This is a genomic window from Thioclava sp. FR2 (assembly GCF_051200875.1).
Lineage (GTDB): Bacteria > Pseudomonadota > Alphaproteobacteria > Rhodobacterales > Rhodobacteraceae > Pseudotabrizicola.
In genome coordinates this window covers 1,889,229-1,909,180 of the sequence record NZ_CP195191.1, presented here as the reverse complement: position 1 = coordinate 1,909,180, position 19,952 = coordinate 1,889,229, and the positions used below count along the sequence as shown (strand labels likewise).

The 19,952-nt window shown below is 61.5% G+C and carries 17 protein-coding genes; 6 read left to right on the top strand and 11 right to left on the bottom strand.

Features of this window, described 5'->3' with window-relative positions; genetic code table 11:
- Window positions 1-103 precede the first annotated feature (103 nt).
- Together ACSBLW_RS09205 and ACSBLW_RS09200 are read right to left on the bottom strand one after the other, a co-directional pair.
- Window positions 104-631, bottom strand: coding sequence for a hypothetical protein (locus tag ACSBLW_RS09205; RefSeq protein ID WP_435259914.1), 528 nt, complete (start codon window positions 629-631; stop codon window positions 104-106).
- Complete coding sequence (locus ACSBLW_RS09200) at window positions 628-1,590, bottom strand: aspartate carbamoyltransferase catalytic subunit (RefSeq protein ID WP_435259913.1); 963 nt, start codon at window positions 1,588-1,590, stop codon at window positions 628-630. The genes ACSBLW_RS09205 and ACSBLW_RS09200 overlap by 4 nt, the downstream gene beginning before the upstream one ends.
- Before the next feature lie 223 nt (window positions 1,591-1,813).
- Here ACSBLW_RS09200 and ACSBLW_RS09195 point away from each other — a divergent pair, with 223 nt between their 5' ends.
- From ACSBLW_RS09195 to ACSBLW_RS09175, 5 genes are all read left to right on the top strand, one after another.
- Window positions 1,814-2,629 carry a uracil-DNA glycosylase gene (locus ACSBLW_RS09195; RefSeq protein WP_435259912.1) on the top strand — a complete coding sequence of 272 codons (816 nt, stop codon included), beginning with the start codon at window positions 1,814-1,816 and terminating at the stop codon, window positions 2,627-2,629.
- 2 nt (window positions 2,630-2,631) lie between these two features.
- Window positions 2,632-3,267, top strand: a complete 636-nt coding sequence (locus ACSBLW_RS09190) for a LysE family translocator (RefSeq protein ID WP_435259911.1) — start codon at window positions 2,632-2,634, stop codon at window positions 3,265-3,267.
- Window positions 3,268-3,810: a molybdenum cofactor biosynthesis protein B gene (gene moaB, locus ACSBLW_RS09185; protein ID WP_435259910.1), complete on the top strand. Its 543-nt coding sequence runs from the start codon at window positions 3,268-3,270 to the stop codon at window positions 3,808-3,810. It begins immediately after the preceding gene.
- Window positions 3,811-3,884: 74 nt separating this feature from the next.
- On the top strand, window positions 3,885-5,375 hold the full coding sequence (locus tag ACSBLW_RS09180) for an efflux RND transporter periplasmic adaptor subunit (RefSeq protein WP_435259909.1): 1,491 nt from the start codon (window positions 3,885-3,887) through the stop codon (window positions 5,373-5,375).
- Between the two features lie 4 nt (window positions 5,376-5,379).
- Entirely contained in the window at window positions 5,380-8,748 is a 3,369-nt protein-coding gene (locus ACSBLW_RS09175) for an efflux RND transporter permease subunit (RefSeq protein WP_435259908.1), read from the top strand.
- Window positions 8,749-8,787: 39 nt separating this feature from the next.
- On the opposite strand, the gene ACSBLW_RS09170 is transcribed toward ACSBLW_RS09175, so the two are convergent.
- The gene (locus ACSBLW_RS09170; protein ID WP_435259907.1) at window positions 8,788-9,600 is read right to left on the bottom strand and encodes a protein-disulfide reductase DsbD domain-containing protein; all 813 of its coding nucleotides are present in this window, start codon (window positions 9,598-9,600) and stop codon (window positions 8,788-8,790) included.
- A 125-nt stretch (window positions 9,601-9,725) separates the two neighbouring features.
- Between ACSBLW_RS09170 and ACSBLW_RS09165 the strand changes: the two genes are divergently transcribed.
- Window positions 9,726-10,280 (top strand): YqgE/AlgH family protein, encoded by a 555-nt coding sequence (locus tag ACSBLW_RS09165; RefSeq protein WP_435259906.1) that lies wholly within the window; start codon window positions 9,726-9,728, stop codon window positions 10,278-10,280.
- Between the two features lie 138 nt (window positions 10,281-10,418).
- Here ACSBLW_RS09165 and ACSBLW_RS09160 read toward each other — a convergent pair whose 3' ends face one another.
- From ACSBLW_RS09160 to ACSBLW_RS09125, 8 genes are all read right to left on the bottom strand, one after another.
- Window positions 10,419-12,758, bottom strand: a complete 2,340-nt coding sequence (locus ACSBLW_RS09160; protein WP_435259905.1) for an aldehyde dehydrogenase family protein — start codon at window positions 12,756-12,758, stop codon at window positions 10,419-10,421.
- Between the two features lie 4 nt (window positions 12,759-12,762).
- Window positions 12,763-13,755, bottom strand: coding sequence for a deoxyribose-phosphate aldolase (gene deoC / locus ACSBLW_RS09155; protein WP_435260082.1), 993 nt, complete (start codon window positions 13,753-13,755; stop codon window positions 12,763-12,765).
- A gap of 98 nt (window positions 13,756-13,853) precedes the next feature.
- Window positions 13,854-14,282 (bottom strand): Na+/H+ antiporter subunit G, encoded by a 429-nt coding sequence (locus tag ACSBLW_RS09150; protein WP_435259904.1) that lies wholly within the window; start codon window positions 14,280-14,282, stop codon window positions 13,854-13,856.
- 6 nt (window positions 14,283-14,288) lie between these two features.
- Window positions 14,289-14,558 carry a K+/H+ antiporter subunit F gene (locus tag ACSBLW_RS09145; protein ID WP_435260081.1) on the bottom strand — a complete coding sequence of 90 codons (270 nt, stop codon included), beginning with the start codon at window positions 14,556-14,558 and terminating at the stop codon, window positions 14,289-14,291.
- Complete coding sequence (locus ACSBLW_RS09140; protein WP_435259903.1) at window positions 14,558-15,049, bottom strand: Na+/H+ antiporter subunit E; 492 nt, start codon at window positions 15,047-15,049, stop codon at window positions 14,558-14,560. Before ACSBLW_RS09140 ends, ACSBLW_RS09145 begins: the two co-directional genes overlap by 1 nt.
- Before the next feature lies 1 nt (window position 15,050).
- Entirely contained in the window at window positions 15,051-16,559 is a 1,509-nt protein-coding gene (locus ACSBLW_RS09135) for a monovalent cation/H+ antiporter subunit D (RefSeq protein WP_435259902.1), read from the bottom strand.
- Window positions 16,559-16,909 carry a Na+/H+ antiporter subunit C gene (locus ACSBLW_RS09130; RefSeq protein ID WP_435259901.1) on the bottom strand — a complete coding sequence of 117 codons (351 nt, stop codon included), beginning with the start codon at window positions 16,907-16,909 and terminating at the stop codon, window positions 16,559-16,561. The genes ACSBLW_RS09135 and ACSBLW_RS09130 overlap by 1 nt, the downstream gene beginning before the upstream one ends.
- A complete protein-coding gene (locus tag ACSBLW_RS09125) occupies window positions 16,909-19,782 on the bottom strand; it encodes a monovalent cation/H+ antiporter subunit A (protein WP_435259900.1) in 2,874 nt (957 codons plus the stop codon). The genes ACSBLW_RS09130 and ACSBLW_RS09125 overlap by 1 nt, the downstream gene beginning before the upstream one ends.
- Window positions 19,783-19,952: the final 170 nt, after the last annotated feature.

Here is a 19,952-nt window from a genome sequence, read left to right as displayed (position 1 = left end):
ATGAAGAAGGCGGTGAAGGCAAAGAGGAACAGGAGCACGATGACGGCCACCATGCCGCCTTGGCGCATCTCTTCCTTGGTCGGTTTGCGGTTCGGATCGGGGGTCATATCGCGTCTCCCTTCTGCGCCTTGGAGATGAGAGCCAGCACCTTGTCGAGTTCTTCGGGATGCAGAAAGTAGAAATCCCGCCGTGAGAAAAACAATCTACTGGGGTATTTCTTGATTGCGGAATTGCCCTTTAGATCGGTGCCGCGCACCGAAACCCACGGCCAAGTGGCAAGGCGCACAAAGCGGCTGTCGGTCAGAACATTCAGACGAAAGGCGCGGCCCTTGCTCATCAGGACATGCTGCATCATTTGCACGAATTGCGAGATCCACATGATCGCCACCGCCGGCGGGGCCGCATAGTAAAGAAAGCCACAGGTTCGGCTGCCGCCAAAGCTGCACCGGTCAAGGAAAGGCGGGTCGGACAGCCAGAAATACCATATGACCGCGGCGACGATCATAAGGCCGATTGCAAGGGCTGCAGGGGTTGCCGCACGCGGCTGGCGCTCGGGTGCAAGCCACAGCACCTTCTCGCCGGGGTTCAGATATGGCTGAACGACGTTGATGTAGGCCAGTTCTGACGTCATACGACTGCACCCGCTGCCTTCATGCCCCGGTCAGCGCGCAGGTTTCGCGACAAGAGGTCCATGCAGGCCATGCGGACGGCCACGCCCATTTCCACCTGATCCTGAATGACCGAGCGGTTGATGTCATCGGCCAGTTCACCGTCGATTTCCACGCCCCGGTTCATGGGGCCGGGATGCATCACGATGGCATCGGGCTTGGCATGGGAAAGCTTTTCGGCATCAAGGCCGTAGCGGTGGTAATATTCGCGCTCGGACGGGATGAAGCCGCCATCCATGCGCTCTTTCTGAAGCCGCAGCATCATGACCACGTCGACGTCTTCGAGGCCCTTTTTCATGTCGTCAAAAAGCTCGCAGCCAAATTCCTGCACGCCCGAGGGCATAAGTGTTGGCGGGGCGATCAGGCGGATGCGGTTTTCCATCTTGCCCAGAAGGATCAGGTTGGATCGGGCCACGCGGCTATGGGCGATGTCGCCGCAGATGGCGATGTTCAGGCGCTGGATGCGGCCTTTGGCGCGGCGAATGGTCAGGGCGTCCAGAAGCGCCTGAGTGGGGTGTTCGTGGCGGCCGTCGCCCGCGTTCAGGACGGCGCAATTGACCTTGGAGGCCAGCAGGTTGACCGCGCCGGACGAGCCGTGGCGCACCACCAGAAGGTCGGGATGCATGGCGTTCAGGGTCATCGCGGTGTCGATCAGGGTTTCGCCCTTTTTCACCGACGAGGTCTGCATCGACATGTTCATGACATCGGCGCCAAGGCGTTTGCCGGCAAGTTCAAAGCTTGACTGAGTGCGGGTAGAGTTCTCGAAGAACATGTTGATCTGGGTCAGGCCGGCCAGCACATCGGTGCGTTTGACGGTGCGGCGGTTCAGATCGACATATTTGTCGGCCAAATCAAGGACAGTCAGGATTTCCTGCGGCGAGAGCTGTTCAATGCCGAGAAGGTGGCGGGCGCGGAAGGTCATGGGCTCTCCATCGCTGGGGCGCGGTGTGGCGCGCAGGGGCTTGCCGGCGCTTATGCCAAAGCGGGGCGTCTGGGGCAACGGTCATTGCAGGGCTGCGGGTGCGGCGAGTGGGCCGATTTCCGGCGCGGAAATCGGCCAAGAATTTTCGAAAATTCTTGGGCCTCGCCGAGCGCTGGCGCCCGGCCCCGTTCCCTTTGCCAAGAGGCTGGTCTAGGCTCTGGCCATGCGACTCGCAGAACAGATCGAAGGGGATTGGGAAGCCGCGCTAGCGGCTTTGGCGTGGCAGTATGACTGTGGCGTCGATGAACCTGTGGGCGATGTCGCGCTGGACCGCTATGGTCTGCCAGAACTCGTTCGGCCAGCAGCGGCCCCCGTGACAGCGCCGACCGAGCGGGCCAAAGCCCCTCCGCCTGTTCAAATCGCCGAAACGCCCAAGATTGATCCAGTCGCCGAGGCGCGTCATGCGGCGGCTTTGGCGAAATCGCTGGAGGCATTGCGAGACTGTCTGGAGCACTTTGATCATTGCGACCTGAAAAAGGGCGCGCGGAACACGGTCTTTGCCGATGGAAATCCAAAGGCCCGGGTTCTGGTGCTTGGCGAAGCGCCGGGGCGGGATGAGGATCTGGAAGGGCGCCCCTTTGTCGGTCGGGCGGGGCAGTTGCTGGATCAGATGTTTGCGGCCATTGGCCTGTCGCGCAGCAGTCCCGATGCCGAAAGTGCGCTTTACATTACCAATGTCATGCCGTGGCGTCCGCCGGGCAATCGCGACCCCGAAGACAGCGAAATCGCGATGATGCGGCCCTTTGTCGAACGCCATATCTCACTGGTTGATCCCGAAGTGATCGTGGTCATGGGGAACACGCCCTTGATGGCCCTGACCGGTCATCGCGGCATCATGCGGGCGCGGGGGCGCTGGGCCGAGGCGCATGGGCGGCCATTGTTGCCGATGACGCATCCGGCCTATCTGTTGCGCAATCCGTTGGCAAAGCGTGAGGCCTGGGCCGATTTGCTGACCTTGCAGGCGCGGTTGCGAGGGTAAGGATGGATATCCTGCCAGTCGATCTTTGGGTGCTCTTGGCGTTTATCCCTGCCGGTTTGGCGCTGAACCTGACGCCGGGGGCCGATATGATGTTCTGTCTGGGGCAAGGTCTGCGATCCGGTCCGGCCGCCGCTATGGCCGCGAATTTCGGGATCGCTTTGGGCGGAATGGTGCATACGCTGGCGGCGGGTTTGGGCTTAGGTGCGCTTCTGGCTGCGCATCCTGTGGCCTTCGACCTGATCCGTTGGTTGGGCGTCGGCTATCTTTTGTGGCTGGCGGTCAAGGGGCTGCGGGCCTCGGGCTGGTTGACTGCCGGGGGGCGTGGGGCGCTGACGCCGCAGCGGGCGTTCCGCGAGGCTTTTGTGGTGAACCTGTTGAACCCAAAGGTGATCCTGTTCATCCTTGCCTTCCTGCCGCAATTCGTGGATCCCTCCCGTGCGGTGTTGCCGCAGTTCATGACCTTGGGTTTCGTGTTTTCCTTGGGCGGTTTATTGGTCAACGGCGCGGTAGGTGTCTTTGCTGGAAAGCTGGGGCAAGGGCTGGCGACCTCTCCGGCCTTTTCGCGTTGGCTTGGCCGCGTTTCTGCCGGGATCTTTGGGCTTTTGGCCCTGCGCCTTGCGATGATGGAGAAGGGTTAAATGAGCCGGATCGACGAAACCAAAGACTTTATTCCTGTCCGGATCGCCGTTCTGACGGTCAGCGACACACGGTCTTTGGAGCAGGACAAGTCTGGCGACACTCTGGTTGAACGGTTGCAAGGGGCGGGGCACCATCTGTCGGCGCGCAGCATCGTGACAGATGATCGCGAGAAGATTTCGGCCCAGTTGCGCGACTGGATCGCGAACCCGGAGATCGACGTCATCCTGTCAACAGGCGGCACCGGGCTGACGGGGCGCGATGTGACGGTTGAGGCTCATCGTGACGTTTACGAAAAGGAAATCGAAGCCTTTGGCACGGTTTTCACCATTGTCTCGATGCAAAAGATCGGCACCAGTGCTGTGCAAAGCCGCGCCTGTGGCGGTGTGGCGGGCGGAACGTACCTTTTTGCTCTGCCCGGAAGTCCCGGTGCCTGCCGCGATGCTTGGGACGAAATTCTGAAATGGCAATTGGACTATCGCCATCGGCCCTGCAACTTCGTCGAAATTTTTCCGCGTCTGGAAGAACATAAGCGTCGGAAATAGCGACGGAACCTGTCTGGTTCCGCGTTAAATACCTCATAGGCTTTTGGCTGGTCTGCCGAGATGGCTGAGCTATCTTGCTGACAGGTCCTATCGACGGAGTAAACATGCGGTTTCTGGCGCGTTCCCTGACCGGCCTTTTCCTGATCGCGGTGACGGTCGGGCTGCTGACCCTTGCCGGCAGTTTCATTGCCGGGGCAATCGCAGACCGGATGGCCGGCGGGGGGCCATCGGCACCTGCGCGCGAACGGGTGTTTTCGGCCAATGTGCTGCCGGTTGTAGCTGAAACGGTGGTTCCCGAAATGGTGGCCTTTGGTGAGATCCGGTCAAGCCGAACGCTTGAACTTCGCAGCCCGCAGGGGGGGCGGATCATCGAAATCGCACCGGGATTTCAGGATGGTGCCACTGTGGCCGAAGGCCAGGTCTTGATGCGGCTAGACCCCGCAGATGCAACGGCGGCGCGGGATTTGGCTTTAGCAGGTGTGGCAGAGGCCGAGGCGGACGTGCGTGATGCTGCGCGGGCGTTAGATTTGGCAAAGGACGATCTGGCTGCCACCGAGGCGCAATTGATGTTGCGCCAGCAGGCTTTGACCCGGCAAGAGGATTTGCAGGGGCGGGGTGTTGGCTCTGCGGCTGCCGTGGAAACGGCGGCCTTGGCCCAGTCGTCGGCAGAACAGGCGGTGTTGTCGCGGCGGTCATCCCTTGCCACGGCGGAGGCGCGTGTGGATCAGGTTGCCTCTAGCCTGAACCGCGCTCGAATTGCCCTTGCCGAGGCGGATCGCGCCTTGGCCGAAACCGAGATCACCGCATCTTTCGGCGGAAGGTTGAGTGGCGTTTCGGCTGTGACCGGCCGATTGGTCAGCGCGAATGAAAGCCTTGGTCAGATCATTGACCCCGATGCCCTGGAGGTTTCGTTCCGGATTTCCACCGCGCAATACGCGCGATTGGTCGATGCGAATGGCAGCTTGGTTCGCGCCTCGGTTCAGGCATCGCTGGATGTCATGGGGGCCGAGATCACGGCGCAGGGTATGGTCGAGCGCGTTGGTGCCGCCGTTGAAAGCGGGGCCTCTGGTCGGGTGGTTTATGCGTCGCTGGCTGGGGCAAAGGGTTTGCGGCCGGGTGATTTTGTGACGGTGACCATTCAGGAACCCGCCTTGGATCGCGTGGCACGGCTTCCGGCGACGGCCGTGGACGGAGATGGCGAGGTTCTGGCGCTTGGTCCGGAAGATCGGCTGGAGGAAATCGCCGCGCAGGTCTTGCGCAGGCAGGGCGATGACGTGCTGATTGCGGCAGGTGATCTGACGGGCCGCGAAGTGGTGGCGGAACGCTCTCCGCTTCTTGGCGCGGGGATCAAGGTCAAGCCTATTCGCGCAGAAGCGGGCGCAGCTATCCCCGAGGCCCCGGAATCCGTCGAGCTTGACCCTGATCGACGGGCCAAGCTGATTGCCTTTGTCGAAGGCAATATACGGATGCCCGAGGATGCGAAGGCCCGCGTGCTGGAGCAACTGGCGCAGGAAAAGGTTCCGGTTCAGGTGATCGAACGGCTGGAACAGCGGATGGGGGGCTAGGGCGATGGCGGCACTTCGCAGGATGCCGTCAGCCGGGGGCATCATCAGTTACTTTACCCGCCACCGGACGATTGCCAACATCCTGCTGGTCATCATGATCCTTGCCGGGGTTGTCGCGGCCAGCCGTATCCGCGCGCAATATTTCCCTGATGTCGTGGTGGCCGAGGTCGGGGTAACAGTCGCCTGGGACGGGGCCGGGGCCGAAGATGTCGACCGCGCCATCGTTCAGGTTTTGGAACCCGCTTTGCTGGCGGTCGATGGTGTTAGCGACGTGACCTCGGTTGCGACCGAAGGCAGCGCGCGGATTGATCTGGAATTTGAGCCGGGCGCCGATCTGATGCAGGCCGCCGAAGATGTGCAGGCCGCCGTGGATTCAGTGAACAACCTGCCAGCCGATGCAGAAGAACCGGTTGTTCGGCGCAGCCAATGGCGGGACTCGGTCACCGATGTGGTGATCACCGGTCCTGTGGGCATCGACCAGCTTGGGCGGTTTGCCGATGAATTCGTGGCGCGCCTGTTTCAGGCCGGGATCACGCGGGCGACGATCCGAGGTTTGGCGGACCCGCTGACGGTGATCGAAGTGCCTTCCGTGGCGCTGATCCGCTATGATGTGACAATGCGGGAGATTGCCGATGCGGTCGCGCGGGCCGTGCAAAGCACACCCGCGGGCGAGGTTGGGGATGGCTCTGCCCGGGTGCGGACCGGCAGCGAGAACCGCTCGGCCTCGGCCATTGCCGAAGTGGTGCTGCGAAGCCAGCCGGATGGCACCAAGCTGACGGTGGGCGATGTCGCCACCATCCGCGTCGAAGGCGCAGATCGGGGGCGGGCGTCTTATGTCGGGCAGAACCCGGCGATGACGGTGCGGATTGAACGCAGCGCCGAGGGCGATGCCATTCGGATGCAGGCCGCCGTGCAGGATGTCGCCGACGAGATGCAGCTTTCCCTGCCGCCGGGTGTCAGCGTTGATCTGGTGCGGTCGCGGGCCGAACAGATTACAGACCGGCTTTATCTGCTGTTGGACAATGGCCTGACCGGATTGGGCTTGGTCGTCCTTTTGCTGTTTTTGTTCCTGAATGCGCGGACGGCGCTTTGGGTGGCGGCCGGTATCCCGGTTTCGATGTTGGCTGCTGTGGCGGCGATGTATGCCAGCGGACTAACGATCAACATGATCTCGCTTTTCGCGCTGATCATCATGCTGGGGATCGTGGTCGATGATGCCATCGTGGTTGGCGAACACGCGGATTTTCGTGGCCGCACGTTGGGGGAAGACCCGTTGACAGCCGCCGAAATGGGGGCAAGCCGTATGGCGCAACCCGTCATCGCCTCGACCCTGACCACGGTAATCGCCTTTTTCGGTCTGGTGGCGATTGGCGGGCGCTTTGGCGATTTGATCGCCGATATTCCCTTTACCGTCATTGCTGTTCTGATGGCGTCGCTTGTGGAATGCTTTCTGATCCTGCCGAACCACATGGCCCATGCCATCGCCAAGGCGCGGGAAGAAAAGTGGTATGACTGGCCCTCGCGCCAAGTGAACCGAGGGATGGAGTGGTTCCAAGATCGGGTGATCAAGCCGGTGATGCGCCTTGTGATCGTGGCGCGTTACCCGGTTTTGGCAGCAGCCGTCGCCATGCTGGCCTTTCAGGCCGGGCTCTATATCCGGGGCGATGTGCCGTTCCGGTTCTTCGTGGCGCCAGAACAATCCAGCGTGACCGGCAATTTCTCGATGCTTCCCGGCGCGTCACGCGAAGACAGCCTGACCATGATGCGCGAATTGCAGCGGGCCACGGATGCGGTTGCCGCAAAGCTGGAAGCCGAACATGGAACGAACCCGATCACCTTTGCGATGGCGGAGGTCGGCGGTTCGGGGGGGCGCGGGCTTGCCAGTGCCGACACCAAGGATGCCGATCTTCTGGGGTCGATCAGCATCGAATTGATCAACCCGGATGAGCGTCCCTATTCCTCGGCCACCTTTGTTCAGGCCTTGCAGGAGGAAGTCCGGACACACCCGTTGATGGAAGAAATGTCGTTCCGGGGCGGGCGTTTCGGTCCGGGGGGCGATGCGCTGTCGATTGACCTGTATGGTGCGACGGCCAAAGACCTGAAAGCTGCGGCAGAGGCTTTGAAGACGCGTCTTGCGGCTTTCCCCGAGGCTTCTGCGCTGGAAGACTCGCTTGCCTATGACAAGGATGAACTGGTTCTGAACCTGACACCCTTGGGTGAGTCGATGGGTCTGTCGATTGATGCTTTGGGCCGTGTGCTGCGTGAGCGGTTGGGCGGCATCGAGGCCGCGACCTATCCTGACGGCCCCCGCAGCGCCAGTCTTCGTGTGGAACTGCCAAGTGAAGAACTGACCGCAGATTTTCTGGACCGGACATTGATCCGAACCGGAACCGCCTCTTATGTGCCGCTTGCCGATATCGTGACGGTCGAGAGGGAGGCCGGGTTTTCTACAATTCGGCGCGAAAACGGCCTGCGGATCGTTACCGTGTCCGGCGATCTGGCCGAAGACAATCCGGCTCGGGCGGCAGAGATACAGGCCGAGATCCGGGATGTGGTGCTACCCGCGCTTGAGCAGGATTTCGGCGTGGAAACGCGCCAAGGCGGGCTGGTCCAGCAGGAACGCGATTTTCTGGGCGATGCGATGGTGGGCATGATCCTGTGCCTGACTGGGATTTACATTTGCCTTGCGTGGATTTTTGCAAGCTGGTCGCGGCCGATTGTCGTGATGTCGGTCATTCCCTTTGGCCTGATCGGGGCGATCTGGGGCCACTATGTGTGGGATGTGCCGATGTCGATGTTCTCGATCGTCGGGCTGATCGGAATGTCGGGGATCATCATCAACGACTCGATCGTGCTGGTCTCGACCATTGATGAATATGCCGAAAAACGCGGGTTGTTTCCGGCCATCGTGGACGGGGTGGCAGACCGCTTTCGTCCGGTGCTGCTGACCACCGCGACGACGGTTTTGGGGCTTGCACCCTTGCTGTATGAAACCAGCTCGCAGGCCGCATTCCTGAAGCCGACTGTGGTGACTCTGGTCTATGGTCTGGCCTTTGGAATGCTGCTGGTGCTTTTGGTGGTGCCCGCCCTGATGGCTGCGCAATCGGATGTAGGCCGCATGTTGCGGTCTTTCAGACGCGGATTGCGACGCGGTGCGAAAGGGGTGCTTGCCAGTGCCGGGGCTGCGATCGCGGTTCTGTTTGTATTGGCTGTGGTTCCGGCGCTTTTCGGCGACCGCTCACCCGTGCCGGTGCTGTTCTCGGGGGGAGAGCGGCTGCCAATAGCCTTGGCCGTCTTTGTGGGTGGATCGGCGTTTATTGCCTTGGTCAGCTTTGCATTGGCCAAGGGTGTTTCGCGTTTTCGAGCGGCTTGAGGCAGATTGCGACGTGACGCTTGACCAGCGTGGAACGCCTTAGCCGGCTGGGCAGCCGCGCACCTCAACCGCCTTGCGGTCAGGCCCGATGATCGTGATCAGGATGTTGTCCCGCACCAGCGCAAAGGGAGCCCCCGAAGGGGGGACCATCTCGACCTGAGCGATCAGTGTCTTTCCGTTGCGCGAAACCTCTGCCTCGGAGACCCAGACGCCGGGCAGGCCCGGTTCGACCACCACCACTTCCTGCCCGCCAAGCGGTTTCAGGTCCATGCGTGCCGTCAGCCGCAGGCCGTCGTCGATGGGTTCGACCGCGCAGCTTAGACCGTTCAGCCCGGCCTGACGTGCTGCCTGCGGCTGTGTGCGCAAGGCTGCGGCGATGGCCTTGTCGGGCTTTCCGGGCGGCCGCAGTTCGGCTTCAACATGAAGGCTGGCTGGCACGCAGATATCTTTGCAGACCCCAAGCTCGATCGCGGCGCGAAGCTGGACAGGACGTGAGGCGTCGACGGCCGTAACCTCGATCGGCAGCATCAACTCGTCATGATAGCCGACGGTCTGCATCCCGTTGGTGTGAAATACCTCTGGTGTTGGCCAGTGAAAACGGACGGAGCTCAAGTTCTCGGACCCCGACCAGTCAAAGCTGGGAGGAATGCCAGCATCACCGGGCGCGCGCCAATAGGTTTTCCACTCGGGGGCCAGCCGCAGATGAAGTGCGGTGATATGGTTGCCCTTTTCCGTTTGCCATCCCGGCCGCAATTGACCGTCGACAATATCGGATTGGCTAAGACCCTGAGCGAGCACCGGGGCCAGCGAGATCAGGGATAGGGTGGCGGAGAGGAGGAGAGTGCGCTTCATGTCGCAAAGCATAGAAATGCCGGGGGGAATGAAAAGTCACAAAGACGGGAAGACTCTGTAAGGATATGGGGCTTGAGGCCAAGCCGCATCAGGGCCATGCTAGGGGCAGGTCATAGGGGCTTTGCATGGATCTGGAAGGCAAGTTGCTGGTCGCGATGCCGGGGATGAGTGATCCCCGCTTTGATCACAGCGTGATCCTTGTCTGCGCGCATTCGGACGATGGGGCTATGGGGCTGATCGTCAACAAGCCTACCCGTGACATTGATTTCGGTTCTCTGCTGGATCACCTGGATATTTCCCGCGCCCCCGAAGGACGGGATATTCGGGTGCATTTCGGCGGACCAGTCGAGCGCGGGCGCGGCTTTGTGCTGCATGCGGGCAGCTTTCCCACGGGAAGCGGGACGATGCGGGTTTCGGGCGGGTTCAAGATGACCGCAACGCTGGATATTCTGGAGGCCTTGGCGCGGGGCGAGGGGCCGGAGACGGCCCTGCTGGCCTTGGGCTATTCCGGTTGGGGGCCGGGGCAGTTGGAGGCCGAGATCCTGCGGAATGATTGGCTGATCTGCGATGCGCCGCCGGAACTGGTCTTTTCAGCCGATGATGGCGGGAAATGGCTGGCTGCGCTGAAAAGCCTTGGGATTGATCCGCTGAGCCTTTCGCCTACGGCGGGGCGGGCCTAGAGACATCCGGCAAGCGTCCCCGTCGGGGACGTTTTTTATTTTACTTTAAATCAATGACTTACGGTTTCGTTTTAACCGTTTATTAGGACATCCGGGCCAAATCGTGGGAAATGGCCCGGGTTGTTATTGCCCGAAATCTTATTCGCCGTAGGGCACCCAGACGGTTTTCACCTCGGTCGTGTGGCGCAGGAATTCGCGCCCCTCCGCCTCGGGCGCAAACCAGTCGCGGGCCTGCCCGTTGTTGACCCATGTGCGCTTGACGTTGCCTGCGGCCTCGGCCTCGATCACCTTTGACACCGGGGATGAGGAGAAGGACCAGACCGCGTCTACATCCAGATGGCCGGCAAGGGGCTTTGCCAGTTCGGCATGCGGTCCGGTCAGGATGTTGACGACACCCGAGGGCAAGTCCGAGGTTTCAAGCACCTGATAGAAATCGGTCGCGGACAACGGGAAGGGCTGCGAGGCGACCAGAACACAGGTGTTGCCCATGGCAATCGCCGGGGCCATGACCGAGACAAGGCCCAGAAGCGGCGCCTCATCCGGGCAGAGCGCGCCGATGACGCCTGTGGGTTCGTTCATCGCCAGTGCAATGCCGCGCAGGGGGACCGATTTCGCCTGACCGTCGTATTTGTCGGCCCAAGCCGCGTAGGTGAACAGGCGGTTGATTGCGGCCTCGACCTCGGCTGTGCCGGACTTTCCGGTCATGTCCTTGATGCGGGACGCGAATTCCTCGGCGCGTGCCGACAGGTTTTCGGCGATGTAGTAAAGGATCTGGGCGCGGTTGTGGCCTGTGGCCTTGCCCCAGCCCTTGGCCGCATGGGCGGCCTCTACGGCGTTGCGAATGTCTTTGCGGTTGGCGATGCCGACCTGACCCAGAAGCCGCCCGCGCGGGCTGTAGATCGACTGGGTATAGCCGCCATCGGGGCGGGCCTGCTTGCCGCCGACAAACAGCTTGGCGGTGCGGTCCAGACCCGAAATTTCGGGGCTGTCGGGGGCGGCCACGGCCGGGACGGGTTTCAGTGCTGCGGTTTTGCCTTTGGGTTTCAGATAGGCCATCAGACCTTCCCAGCCGCCCTCACGCCCGAAACCGCTTTCGCGGACCCCGCCGAAACCGGCGGCGGCGTCAAAGAGGTTGGTGGCATTGACCCAGACCACGCCCGCCTTGATCTTTGGCGCGATGTCGAGGGCGAGGTTCAGGTTCTCGGTCCAGACACTGGCAGCAAGGCCGTAGCGGGTGTTGTTGGCAAGCTCTACCGCCTCGGCCGGGGTGCGGAAGGTCATCGAGACCAGCACCGGGCCAAAGATTTCTTCCTGCATCAGGCGGCTGGCGGTGCCGAGGCCGGTGATAAGGGTGGGCGGGTAGAAGCAACCCTGCGGGACGGGGGTGTTGGCGACGTATTTTTCACCGTCTGACCCGTCGACAAGGGCGCGGATGGTGTTCAGTTGCACCTCATCGGCGATGGCGCCGACGTCGATGCATTTGTCCAGCGGATCGCCGATGCGAAGGCCATCCATCCGGCGTTTCAGTTTTTCGTGGAAGTGGTCGGCGACGCCTTCTTGCACCAAAAGGCGCGAGCCGGCGCAGCAAACCTGGCCCTGATTGAACCAGATCGCATCGACAAGACCTTCGATGGCCGAGTCGAGGTCGGCATCGTCAAAGACGATATAGGGCGACTTGCCGCCCAGTTCGAGCGTCAGCGCCTTGCCGGTGCCTGCGGTCGCTTGGCGGATTTTCTTGCCGACCGAGGTCGATCCGGTAAAGGCGATCTTGTTGATGTCGGGGTGGGAAACGATGGCCGCGCCGGTTTCGCCATCGCCGGTGACGATGTTGATGACGCCCTTTGGCAGGCCTGCCTCACGCGTGATTTCGGCGAAAAGCAGCGCGGTGAGGGGTGTGTATTCGGCGGGTTTCAGGACGACGGTGTTACCAGCCGCAAGGGCGGGGGCGACTTTCCATGCCAGCATGAGCAGCGGGAAGTTCCACGGGATCACCGCGCCGCAGACGCCGAGGGGTTGGTGGCCGGGCAGTTCGCTGTCAATCAGTTGGGCAAGGCCCGCGTGGTAGTAGAAGTGGCGGGCGACCAGCGGAATGTCGATGTCGCGGCTTTCACGGATGGGCTTGCCGTTGTCCATGGTCTCAAGGACAGCAAACAGGCGCGCGTGTTTCTGGACCAGACGGGCGAGGGCGTAGAGGTATTTGGCGCGGGCGGAACCGGGCAGTTTGGCCCATTTCCCTTGCGCTGCACGGGCGGCGCGGGCGGCGGCGTTGACGCTGGCATCGCTGCCTTGGCTGACGGTTGCCAGAACCTTGCCGGTGGCGGGGTTCTTGGTGTCAAACGGGGCCTCGGGCGCGGTGAATTGGCCGTTGATGAAATGGCCGAAGGCGTTTTTGTGTTTGGCGAGCCAAGCCAAAGCCTCGGCATTGCCTTCGGGGGCGGGGCCATAGGACATGGTGTCGAAGATTTCCTTGATCGTCATGGCCTTACCCCATCGCGTGGCGGTTGGCGGCCGAGTAGTGGCCGGTCAGGTGGTGTTCGAGTTGGCGTTCGATATCGCCAAGTAGGCTGGAGGCGCCAAAGCGGAAGAGGTCGGATTGCAGCCACGGGTGGCCGAGTTCGTCCTTCATCAGGGCAAGGTAGAGGAGCGCATCCTTGGCCTTGGAAATGCCGCCCGCCGGTTTGTAGCCGACCTTGTATCCGGTGCGGTCCTGATAGTCGCGGATGGCGCGGATCATCGTCAGGCTGACGGGAAGGGTGGCGTTGACCCCCTCTTTGCCGGTCGAGGTCTTGATGAAATCGGCGCCGGCCATCATGCAGATCAGGCTGGCGCGGGCGACGTTGCGCAGGGTGCCGAGTTCGCCCGTTGCGAGGATGGCTTTGACATGGGCTTCGCCGCAGGCCTCTCGCATTTCGCGCATTTCGTCATAAAGCGCCTGCCAGTTTTGCGTCAGCACATGGCGGCGGGAAATCACAATGTCGATTTCGCGGGCGCCTGCGGCCACGCTTTCGCGGATTTCCTGAAGGCGGAGGTGATAGGGCGACAGGCCCGCCGGGAAGCCGGTTGAGACGGCGGCGACGGGGATATGGGTGCCTTCCAGCGCGCGGACGGCGGTTTCGACCATGTCGTGATAGACGCAGACCGCGCCGACCGTCAGCCCCTCCATCCCCAAGGCCGCGAGCATATCGGGGCGGACGGGTTGGCGGGCCTTGGCGCAAAGGCGCTGGACGCGGCCCGTGGTGTCGTCGCCGGAAAGGGTGGTGAGGTCGATCAGGCTGATGGCTTTGAGAAGCCAAGCGGCCTGATAGTCCTTTTTCACCGACCGTCTGCCGCCAAGGGTGGCACAGCGCCGTTCGATGGCCGAGGTGTTGGCCTGAACGGCCGCAACCCAATCAAGATCAAGCGGCATTCCGGGATTGCGGGGATGCGCGATCTGCGGAAGATTCTGGCTGGTGGTCGTCGTCGTTTCTGAGGTCAGCGTATGCACCCGAGTGCCCCCCGATCATGTTCCCGCGCAATGTGGCACGCCGGGGGGGCTAGCGGCAAGAGTGACGCTGCGGATTTTTGACCGTTTGGTCAGGTATCCGCTTTGGCCGCGCCCTGATCGGACACTGGGCCGGGGCGGTAATCGGTCAATGGCTGCACCATGGTCAGTTCCGGATCGAAGGTTGCCCAGTCGGTGCCGACGCCGGTTTTCGGCAGATCCTCGGCCTTCATCATCCGGTGCATGTGTGCTTTGGCAATGAAATTGGCGGTGATCGGGGCGGTCAGCAGCAGGAAGAGGGTGATCAGCAGTTCGTGCCAGCTGATCTTGCCTTCGAAGATCAGGAAATAGGTCATCGAGGCGATCAGGGCCGAGCCGACGCCAACGGTCGTGGCCTTGGTTGGCGCGTGGAGCCGTTGCATCGTGTCGCGCAATTTCAGAAGGCCGAAGCTGCCGATGACGGCGAAAATGCCGCCGACGACCAAGAGGATCGAGATGAGGATTTCAGCAATTTGTTCCATGATGCCTCACTCGATGATGTCGCCGCGCAAGATGAACTTGCAATAGGCCACGGTCGAGACAAAGCCGGTCATCGCAAAGAGCAGCGCCGCCTCGAAGTTGATGCCCGATTTGGTCCGCAAACCGTAAAGCACGATGAGCGCGATAACGTTCACCACCATCGTATCAAGGGCGAGAATACGGTCCGGCACGCCGGGGGCCTTGAAGACGCGGTAGACGTTCATGGCCAGCCCAAGGCCAAAGCAGAGGAAGGCGAAGGTCAGAGCATAATCCAGCATCATTCGAAGATCCTCTTCAGACGGGCTTCGTAGCGCGCTTTGATGTCGTCGCGCACGGCGTCCGGGTCGGGCGCGTGCAGAGAATGGATCAGCAAGACCCGACCACAGGACGACATATCTGCGGTCACGGTACCGGGGGTCATGGTGATGGTTCCGGCCAGCATGGTGATTGCCTCGGGCGTTTTCAGATCAATCGGGATCGGCACCCAAGCGGATTTGATGTCCTTATTGCGCTTGAACAGGATGATCATGGCCACCTGAACGTTGGCAACGAGAATGTCCCACAGAACCAGCAGGCAATAGGCGGCAAAGGCAGGGACGTCTTTGACCTTTGGGCGGTCTTCCCAATAGGCGCTGGTGAGTTTGGGAATGATGATGGCAAGGATCAGCGCCATGACCAAGCTGCCGATCTTGAATTCATTCACCAGAAGCATCCAGGTGACGAAGAGAAGAACGGACAAAAGCGGGTGGGGGAAGAGGCGTGTCAGCATGTCACTTCACCTCGGGCAGTTGGTTGGCGGCGATATAGGCCGATGGATCGTGCAACAGGGCCGCCGTGTCTTCCATCCAAGCCAGAACGGGCCCCGAGAAGACGGTAAGCAACACAAGGCCAGCCAGAAGGCCGAAGGCTGCCGTAAAGGCGAGCCCCTGTGGTTCGTGGCTGGGGGATTCTTGCGGCGCGGAGGCATGGGCCTTCCAGAAGACAACCGAACCCGCACGGGCAAAGCCAAGGATCACCACCAGCGAGGAAAGAAGGATCACCGACCAGATCAGTGCGGCTTGGTCGCGCAGGGCGTCCATGACCAACAGCTTGCCGACAAAGCCCGACAGCGGCGGCATCCCGGCACTGGCGATGGCCGCAGCCATGAACATGCCGGCGATCAGACCCGAATTGTGGATCGGCGGCAAGGACTCGGTCAGTTTTTCATGGGCACGACGGTCGATGATCAGATCGACGATCAAGAACAGCGCTGCGCCTGCCAGCGTCGAATGCACCATGTAGTAAAGCGCGGCGGCCGTGGTGGCGGGCGTGAAGGCCGAGATGGCGATGAAGGCCGTGCCCATCGAGGCGATTGCCGAGAAGGCGGCGAGACGACCGAGGGTCGACGCGCCCAGAACGCCAATCGCGCCAATGATCAACGTGAGAATGGCGGCGGGCACCATCATATCGGCAATCAGGGTGCCTGTAGCGGGCGTTGTCGGCGGGATCACCATGACGCCAAAACGGATCGCGGCGTAGGCGCCGATCTTGGTCATGACGGCGAACAGCGCAGCCACCGGGCCGGGGGCGTTGGCATAGGTTGCGGGCAACCAGAATTGCAGCGGAACCAGCGCGCCCTTGACGGCAAAGACCAGCATCAGCATGACCGCGGCGACGCGGAACAGAGCGGCGTCGCCTTCGGGCAGCATCTGCACTTTGACTGCCAGATCCGCGATGTTCAGCGTGCCGGTGACCGAATAGATCGTGGCAAGCGCGAACAAAAAGAGCGATGAGCCGACAAGGTTGAAGGCCACATATTGCACGCCCGCCCGCAGACGATCTTTTCCGCCACCGTGGATCATCAGGCCATAGGAGGCGATCAGCAGAACCTCGAAGAAGACGAAGAGGTTGAAGGCGTCGCCGGTGAGGAAGGCGCCAGAAATGCCCATCAACTGAAACTGGAACAGGGCGTGGAAGTGCCGCCCCCGTGCATCCCATTTCGAGCCGATGGCATAAAGCTGGACAGCAACGGCCAAAAGGCCGGTCAGCAGCACCATCAGGGCCGAGAGCCGGTCAAGCATCAGAACGATGCCGAAAGGTGCCGGCCAGTTGCCCAAGAGATAAACCTCGGGCGCATTCAGGGTGGCAGACCAGACCAAGGCTGCGCCGATCAGGGTCAGGGCAATGGTGGAGCCCAACGAGAAGACGCGCTGCAACAGCAGGTCGTTCCGCATCAAGAGCGTGATGGCCGCCCCCATGATTGCGGGCAGAACGATGGGCGCGATGATCCAGTGGCTCATCATTTTGCGCCCCCTTGGCTGTGGTCGGTGTCGTTCATATCCACCTTGTCGTGGCCGGATTCCAGAAAGGCCCCAAGGGCCATCATCACCAGAACGGCGGTCATGCCGAACGAGATCACGATGGCCGTCAGGACGAGCGCTTGGGGCAGCGGGTCAGTATAGCCCGCTGCGTATTTGTCGATGATCGGCGGCATGTTGGTGACCAGTCGTCCGGCCGCGAAGATGAAGACGTTCACGGCATAGGACAGCAGGGTCAGGCCAACGATGACCGGAAAGGTCCGCATGCGCAGCATCAGATAGACGCCGGCAGCAGTCAGAAGCCCAAGGGCGGTTGCGACGAGGAGTTCCATCAGCGCGCCTCCTTGGCGTCAAGGTCATCAAGGGTGCGGCCCGCCGAGGGGTCGATGTCGAAGGGTTGGACGTTGATCGTCTCACCGGCCCGCAGGGCAAGGCGCGAAAGCGAGGCCAAGGACAGCATCACCGCGCCCAGAACGGTCAGGAACACGCCAAGGTCAAAGATCGCGGCGGTGGCCAGTTCGAATTCTTCGACGATGGGCGGATGCACATAGCCGTAATCCGAAGTCATGAAGGGCATGCCGTTGAACCATGCGCCAACGCCGGTTGCGGCGGCGATGAGCACGCCGACGGCAATCAGCGCGTGGTAATCGACACGCTGGCGGATTTGCGTCCAGTTAAAGCCGGAGGCCATGTATTGCATGACAAGGGCGATGGAGACGATCAGCCCTGCGATAAAGCCGCCGCCGGGCATGTTGTGGCCGCGCAGGAAGATGAACACGCCCACCATCAGCGCAATCGGCAGGATCAGGCGGGTGGCCACGACCAGCATCATCGGGTGGCGGTCACCGGCGCGGCGCAGATCCGGGGTCCAGGCCAGCAGGCGGTCATTCGCTGGGCCTGCGCGCAACAATGCCTCGGTCAGGGCGTAGATCAGGATCGCGGCGATGCCCAGAACGGTGATTTCGCCAAAGGTATCGTAGCCGCGGAAGTCTACGAGGATGACGTTGACGATATTGGTACCACCGCCCTCGGGTTTCGAATTGGCGATGTGGTAATCGGCAATCGTGGCAAAGGCGAAGTCACGGGTCATCAGCGCATAAGACAGCGCCGCGATGCCAAGGCCCGCAATGGCCGCGACGCCAAGATCCACCGAACGGCGGGTCACGCTGCTTTCGACCGGGGTTTCCTTGGGCAGGAAGTTCAGCGCGACCAGCATCAGGATCACGGTGGCGACCTCGACCGAGATTTGGGTCAGGGCAAGGTCCGGGGCCGAGAAATAGGCAAAGCCGACCGAGATCATCAGGCCGATGATGCCCACCAGAACCAGCGTCAGCAGGCGGTTGCGGTGGAAAATCACGATGGCCACGGTGGCCAGCACCAAGGAGAGCCAGCCAAGGGCGGGCACGGGATGGATGTCCATCATTTCGCGCGTGCCGGGAAGGTGGGTGCCTGTGCGGAAGCCGTAATAGGCGGCAGCTGCAATGGCGACAGTGCCGATGGCGATATAGCGGGTCAGCGAGCCGTCATGCATGCGGTTCGTGACGCCACGGGCCAATGTCGCAAAGGGCTCGATCACGCCATCGAAGATCGCTTTCGCCTCGGGGCGGGGGGTGGCGTTCCAGAGGGCCATCAGCCGCTTATGCGCGCCCAGAAGGACAAGACCGGCGGCAACAGCGGCCACAGACATCCAAAGCGCCGGAGACTCCAGACCGTGCCAATGCTTGATATAGGCCTCGACCGGTTCGCCTGTTGTGGCGCTTGCGGCGGCATTTACCAGCCATGCGGCCGAGGTCATGGGCATGAAGCCGATGATGACAACCAGAATGGCCAAGAAGGCCGGCGCGGCCCACATGCCAAAGCTGGGGTCATGCGGTTTGTGCGGATAGTCGTCGCGGACCGGGCCAAGGAAGGTGTGCGAGATGAAGCGGAAGGAATAGGCGACCGAGAACATGGCTCCGATGGTGGCCAGAACCGGCATGATCCAGTGATTGCCCGCCCAGACCGTGTGGACGGTTTCTTCCAGCATCATCTCTTTGGACAGGAAGCCGTTTAGCGGCGGTATGCCCGCCATCGACAGGGCAGCGACCGTGGCGAAGGTGAAGGTGATTGGCATCAGGGTCCGCAGACCGCCAAGACGCTTCAGATCTCGGGTATGCGCCTCGTGGTCGACGATCCCCGCCGACATGAAGAGCGCGGCCTTGAACGTGGCGTGGTTGATGATGTGGAAGATGGCGACGGTTGCGGCCTCGGCCGTGCCAAAGCCCAGAAGCATGGTGATCAGCCCGAGGTGGCTGACGGTGGAAAAGGCCAAGAGCGCCTTAAGATCGTCTTTGAAAAGCGCGATCTTGGCGGCCATGACCATAGTAATCAGGCCGGTGGTTGCGACGATGTAGAACCATTCTGGCGTACCGGCCAGAACTGGCCACATCCGGGCCATCAGAAAGAGACCCGCCTTCACCATGGTGGCCGAGTGCAGATAGGCCGAAACCGGGGTAGGTGCGGCCATTGCGTGGGGCAGCCAGAAGTGGAATGGGAACTGCGCCGATTTGGTGAAGGCCCCCAGAAGGATCAGGATGAGTGCAGGCAGATACCAGTCGCTGGACTGAATCGCCTCGCGATTTTCAAGAATGACCGAGAGGTCGTAGCTGCCGACGATATTTCCAAGGATCAGCATGCCCGCGATCATGGCAAGACCACCCGCACCGGTAACGGTCAGCGCCATCCGTGCGCCCTGACGGCCTTCGGGCAGGTGTTTCCAGTAACCGATCAGCAGGAAGGACGACAGCGAGGTCAGTTCCCAGAACACCAAGAGCATCAGGATGTTATCAGAAAGGACAATGCCCACCATCGCACCCTGAAACAGCATCAGATAGCTGTAGAACTGGCCCATCGGGTCGGATTTCGACAGGTAGAACCGCGCGTAGATGATGATCAGCAGGCCAATGCCAAGAATAAGGCCCGCAAAAAGCAGACCCAAACCATCAAGGAAGAAGTTGGCATTCAGCCCAAGCGAGGGAATCCAGTCGATCCGCGTCTGGATCACTTCGCCGTTCAGGACGCGGGGCGCGTTTAAGCCCAACATCAAAAGGGCGAGGGCGGTGACCGATCCCGTGACGAAGGCACAGGCGTTCTTTCCCGCACGGATCATGAGGCCGGGCAGGAGCGCTCCGATGAAAGGTAGCGCAGCAATCAGGGCTAAGGACATGAAGTGGTTGATCCCTCGTCGTGGCGGTGGCGTTCTGTTGCGTCGTATGCGTCGCGGCGGGTTTGACCCCCCAACTGTGCCGTAACGGCAAAATTTTCAAGAGGATTGGGGGGTGTCAATGCGACCAGTGTGCCGGAATGTCGCAATTCACGCAAACATTGCACGATAGG

Excerpts from the sequence above, each read along its gene's own strand:
- ACSBLW_RS09175 (WP_435259908.1), top strand. The coding sequence starts at position 5,380 with ATGGCGGCACTTCGCAGGATGCCGTCAGCCGGGGGCATCATCAGTTAC.
- ACSBLW_RS09135 (WP_435259902.1), bottom strand. The coding sequence starts at position 16,559 with ATGAGCCACTGGATCATCGCGCCCATCGTTCTGCCCGCAATCATGGGG.
- ACSBLW_RS09160 (WP_435259905.1), bottom strand. The coding sequence starts at position 12,758 with ATGACGATCAAGGAAATCTTCGACACCATGTCCTATGGCCCCGCCCCC.
- ACSBLW_RS09200 (WP_435259913.1), bottom strand. The coding sequence starts at position 1,590 with ATGACCTTCCGCGCCCGCCACCTTCTCGGCATTGAACAGCTCTCGCCG.
- ACSBLW_RS09125 (WP_435259900.1), bottom strand. The coding sequence starts at position 19,782 with ATGTCCTTAGCCCTGATTGCTGCGCTACCTTTCATCGGAGCGCTCCTG.
- ACSBLW_RS09190 (WP_435259911.1), top strand. The coding sequence starts at position 2,632 with ATGGATATCCTGCCAGTCGATCTTTGGGTGCTCTTGGCGTTTATCCCT.
- ACSBLW_RS09165 (WP_435259906.1), top strand. The coding sequence starts at position 9,726 with ATGGATCTGGAAGGCAAGTTGCTGGTCGCGATGCCGGGGATGAGTGAT.
- ACSBLW_RS09145 (WP_435260081.1), bottom strand. The coding sequence starts at position 14,558 with ATGCTGGATTATGCTCTGACCTTCGCCTTCCTCTGCTTTGGCCTTGGG.
- ACSBLW_RS09130 (WP_435259901.1), bottom strand. The coding sequence starts at position 16,909 with ATGGAACTCCTCGTCGCAACCGCCCTTGGGCTTCTGACTGCTGCCGGC.
- ACSBLW_RS09170 (WP_435259907.1), bottom strand. The coding sequence starts at position 9,600 with ATGAAGCGCACTCTCCTCCTCTCCGCCACCCTATCCCTGATCTCGCTG.
- ACSBLW_RS09195 (WP_435259912.1), top strand. The coding sequence starts at position 1,814 with ATGCGACTCGCAGAACAGATCGAAGGGGATTGGGAAGCCGCGCTAGCG.
- ACSBLW_RS09140 (WP_435259903.1), bottom strand. The coding sequence starts at position 15,049 with ATGCTGACACGCCTCTTCCCCCACCCGCTTTTGTCCGTTCTTCTCTTC.
- ACSBLW_RS09150 (WP_435259904.1), bottom strand. The coding sequence starts at position 14,282 with ATGGAACAAATTGCTGAAATCCTCATCTCGATCCTCTTGGTCGTCGGC.
- moaB (WP_435259910.1), top strand. The coding sequence starts at position 3,268 with ATGAGCCGGATCGACGAAACCAAAGACTTTATTCCTGTCCGGATCGCC.
- ACSBLW_RS09205 (WP_435259914.1), bottom strand. The coding sequence starts at position 631 with ATGACGTCAGAACTGGCCTACATCAACGTCGTTCAGCCATATCTGAAC.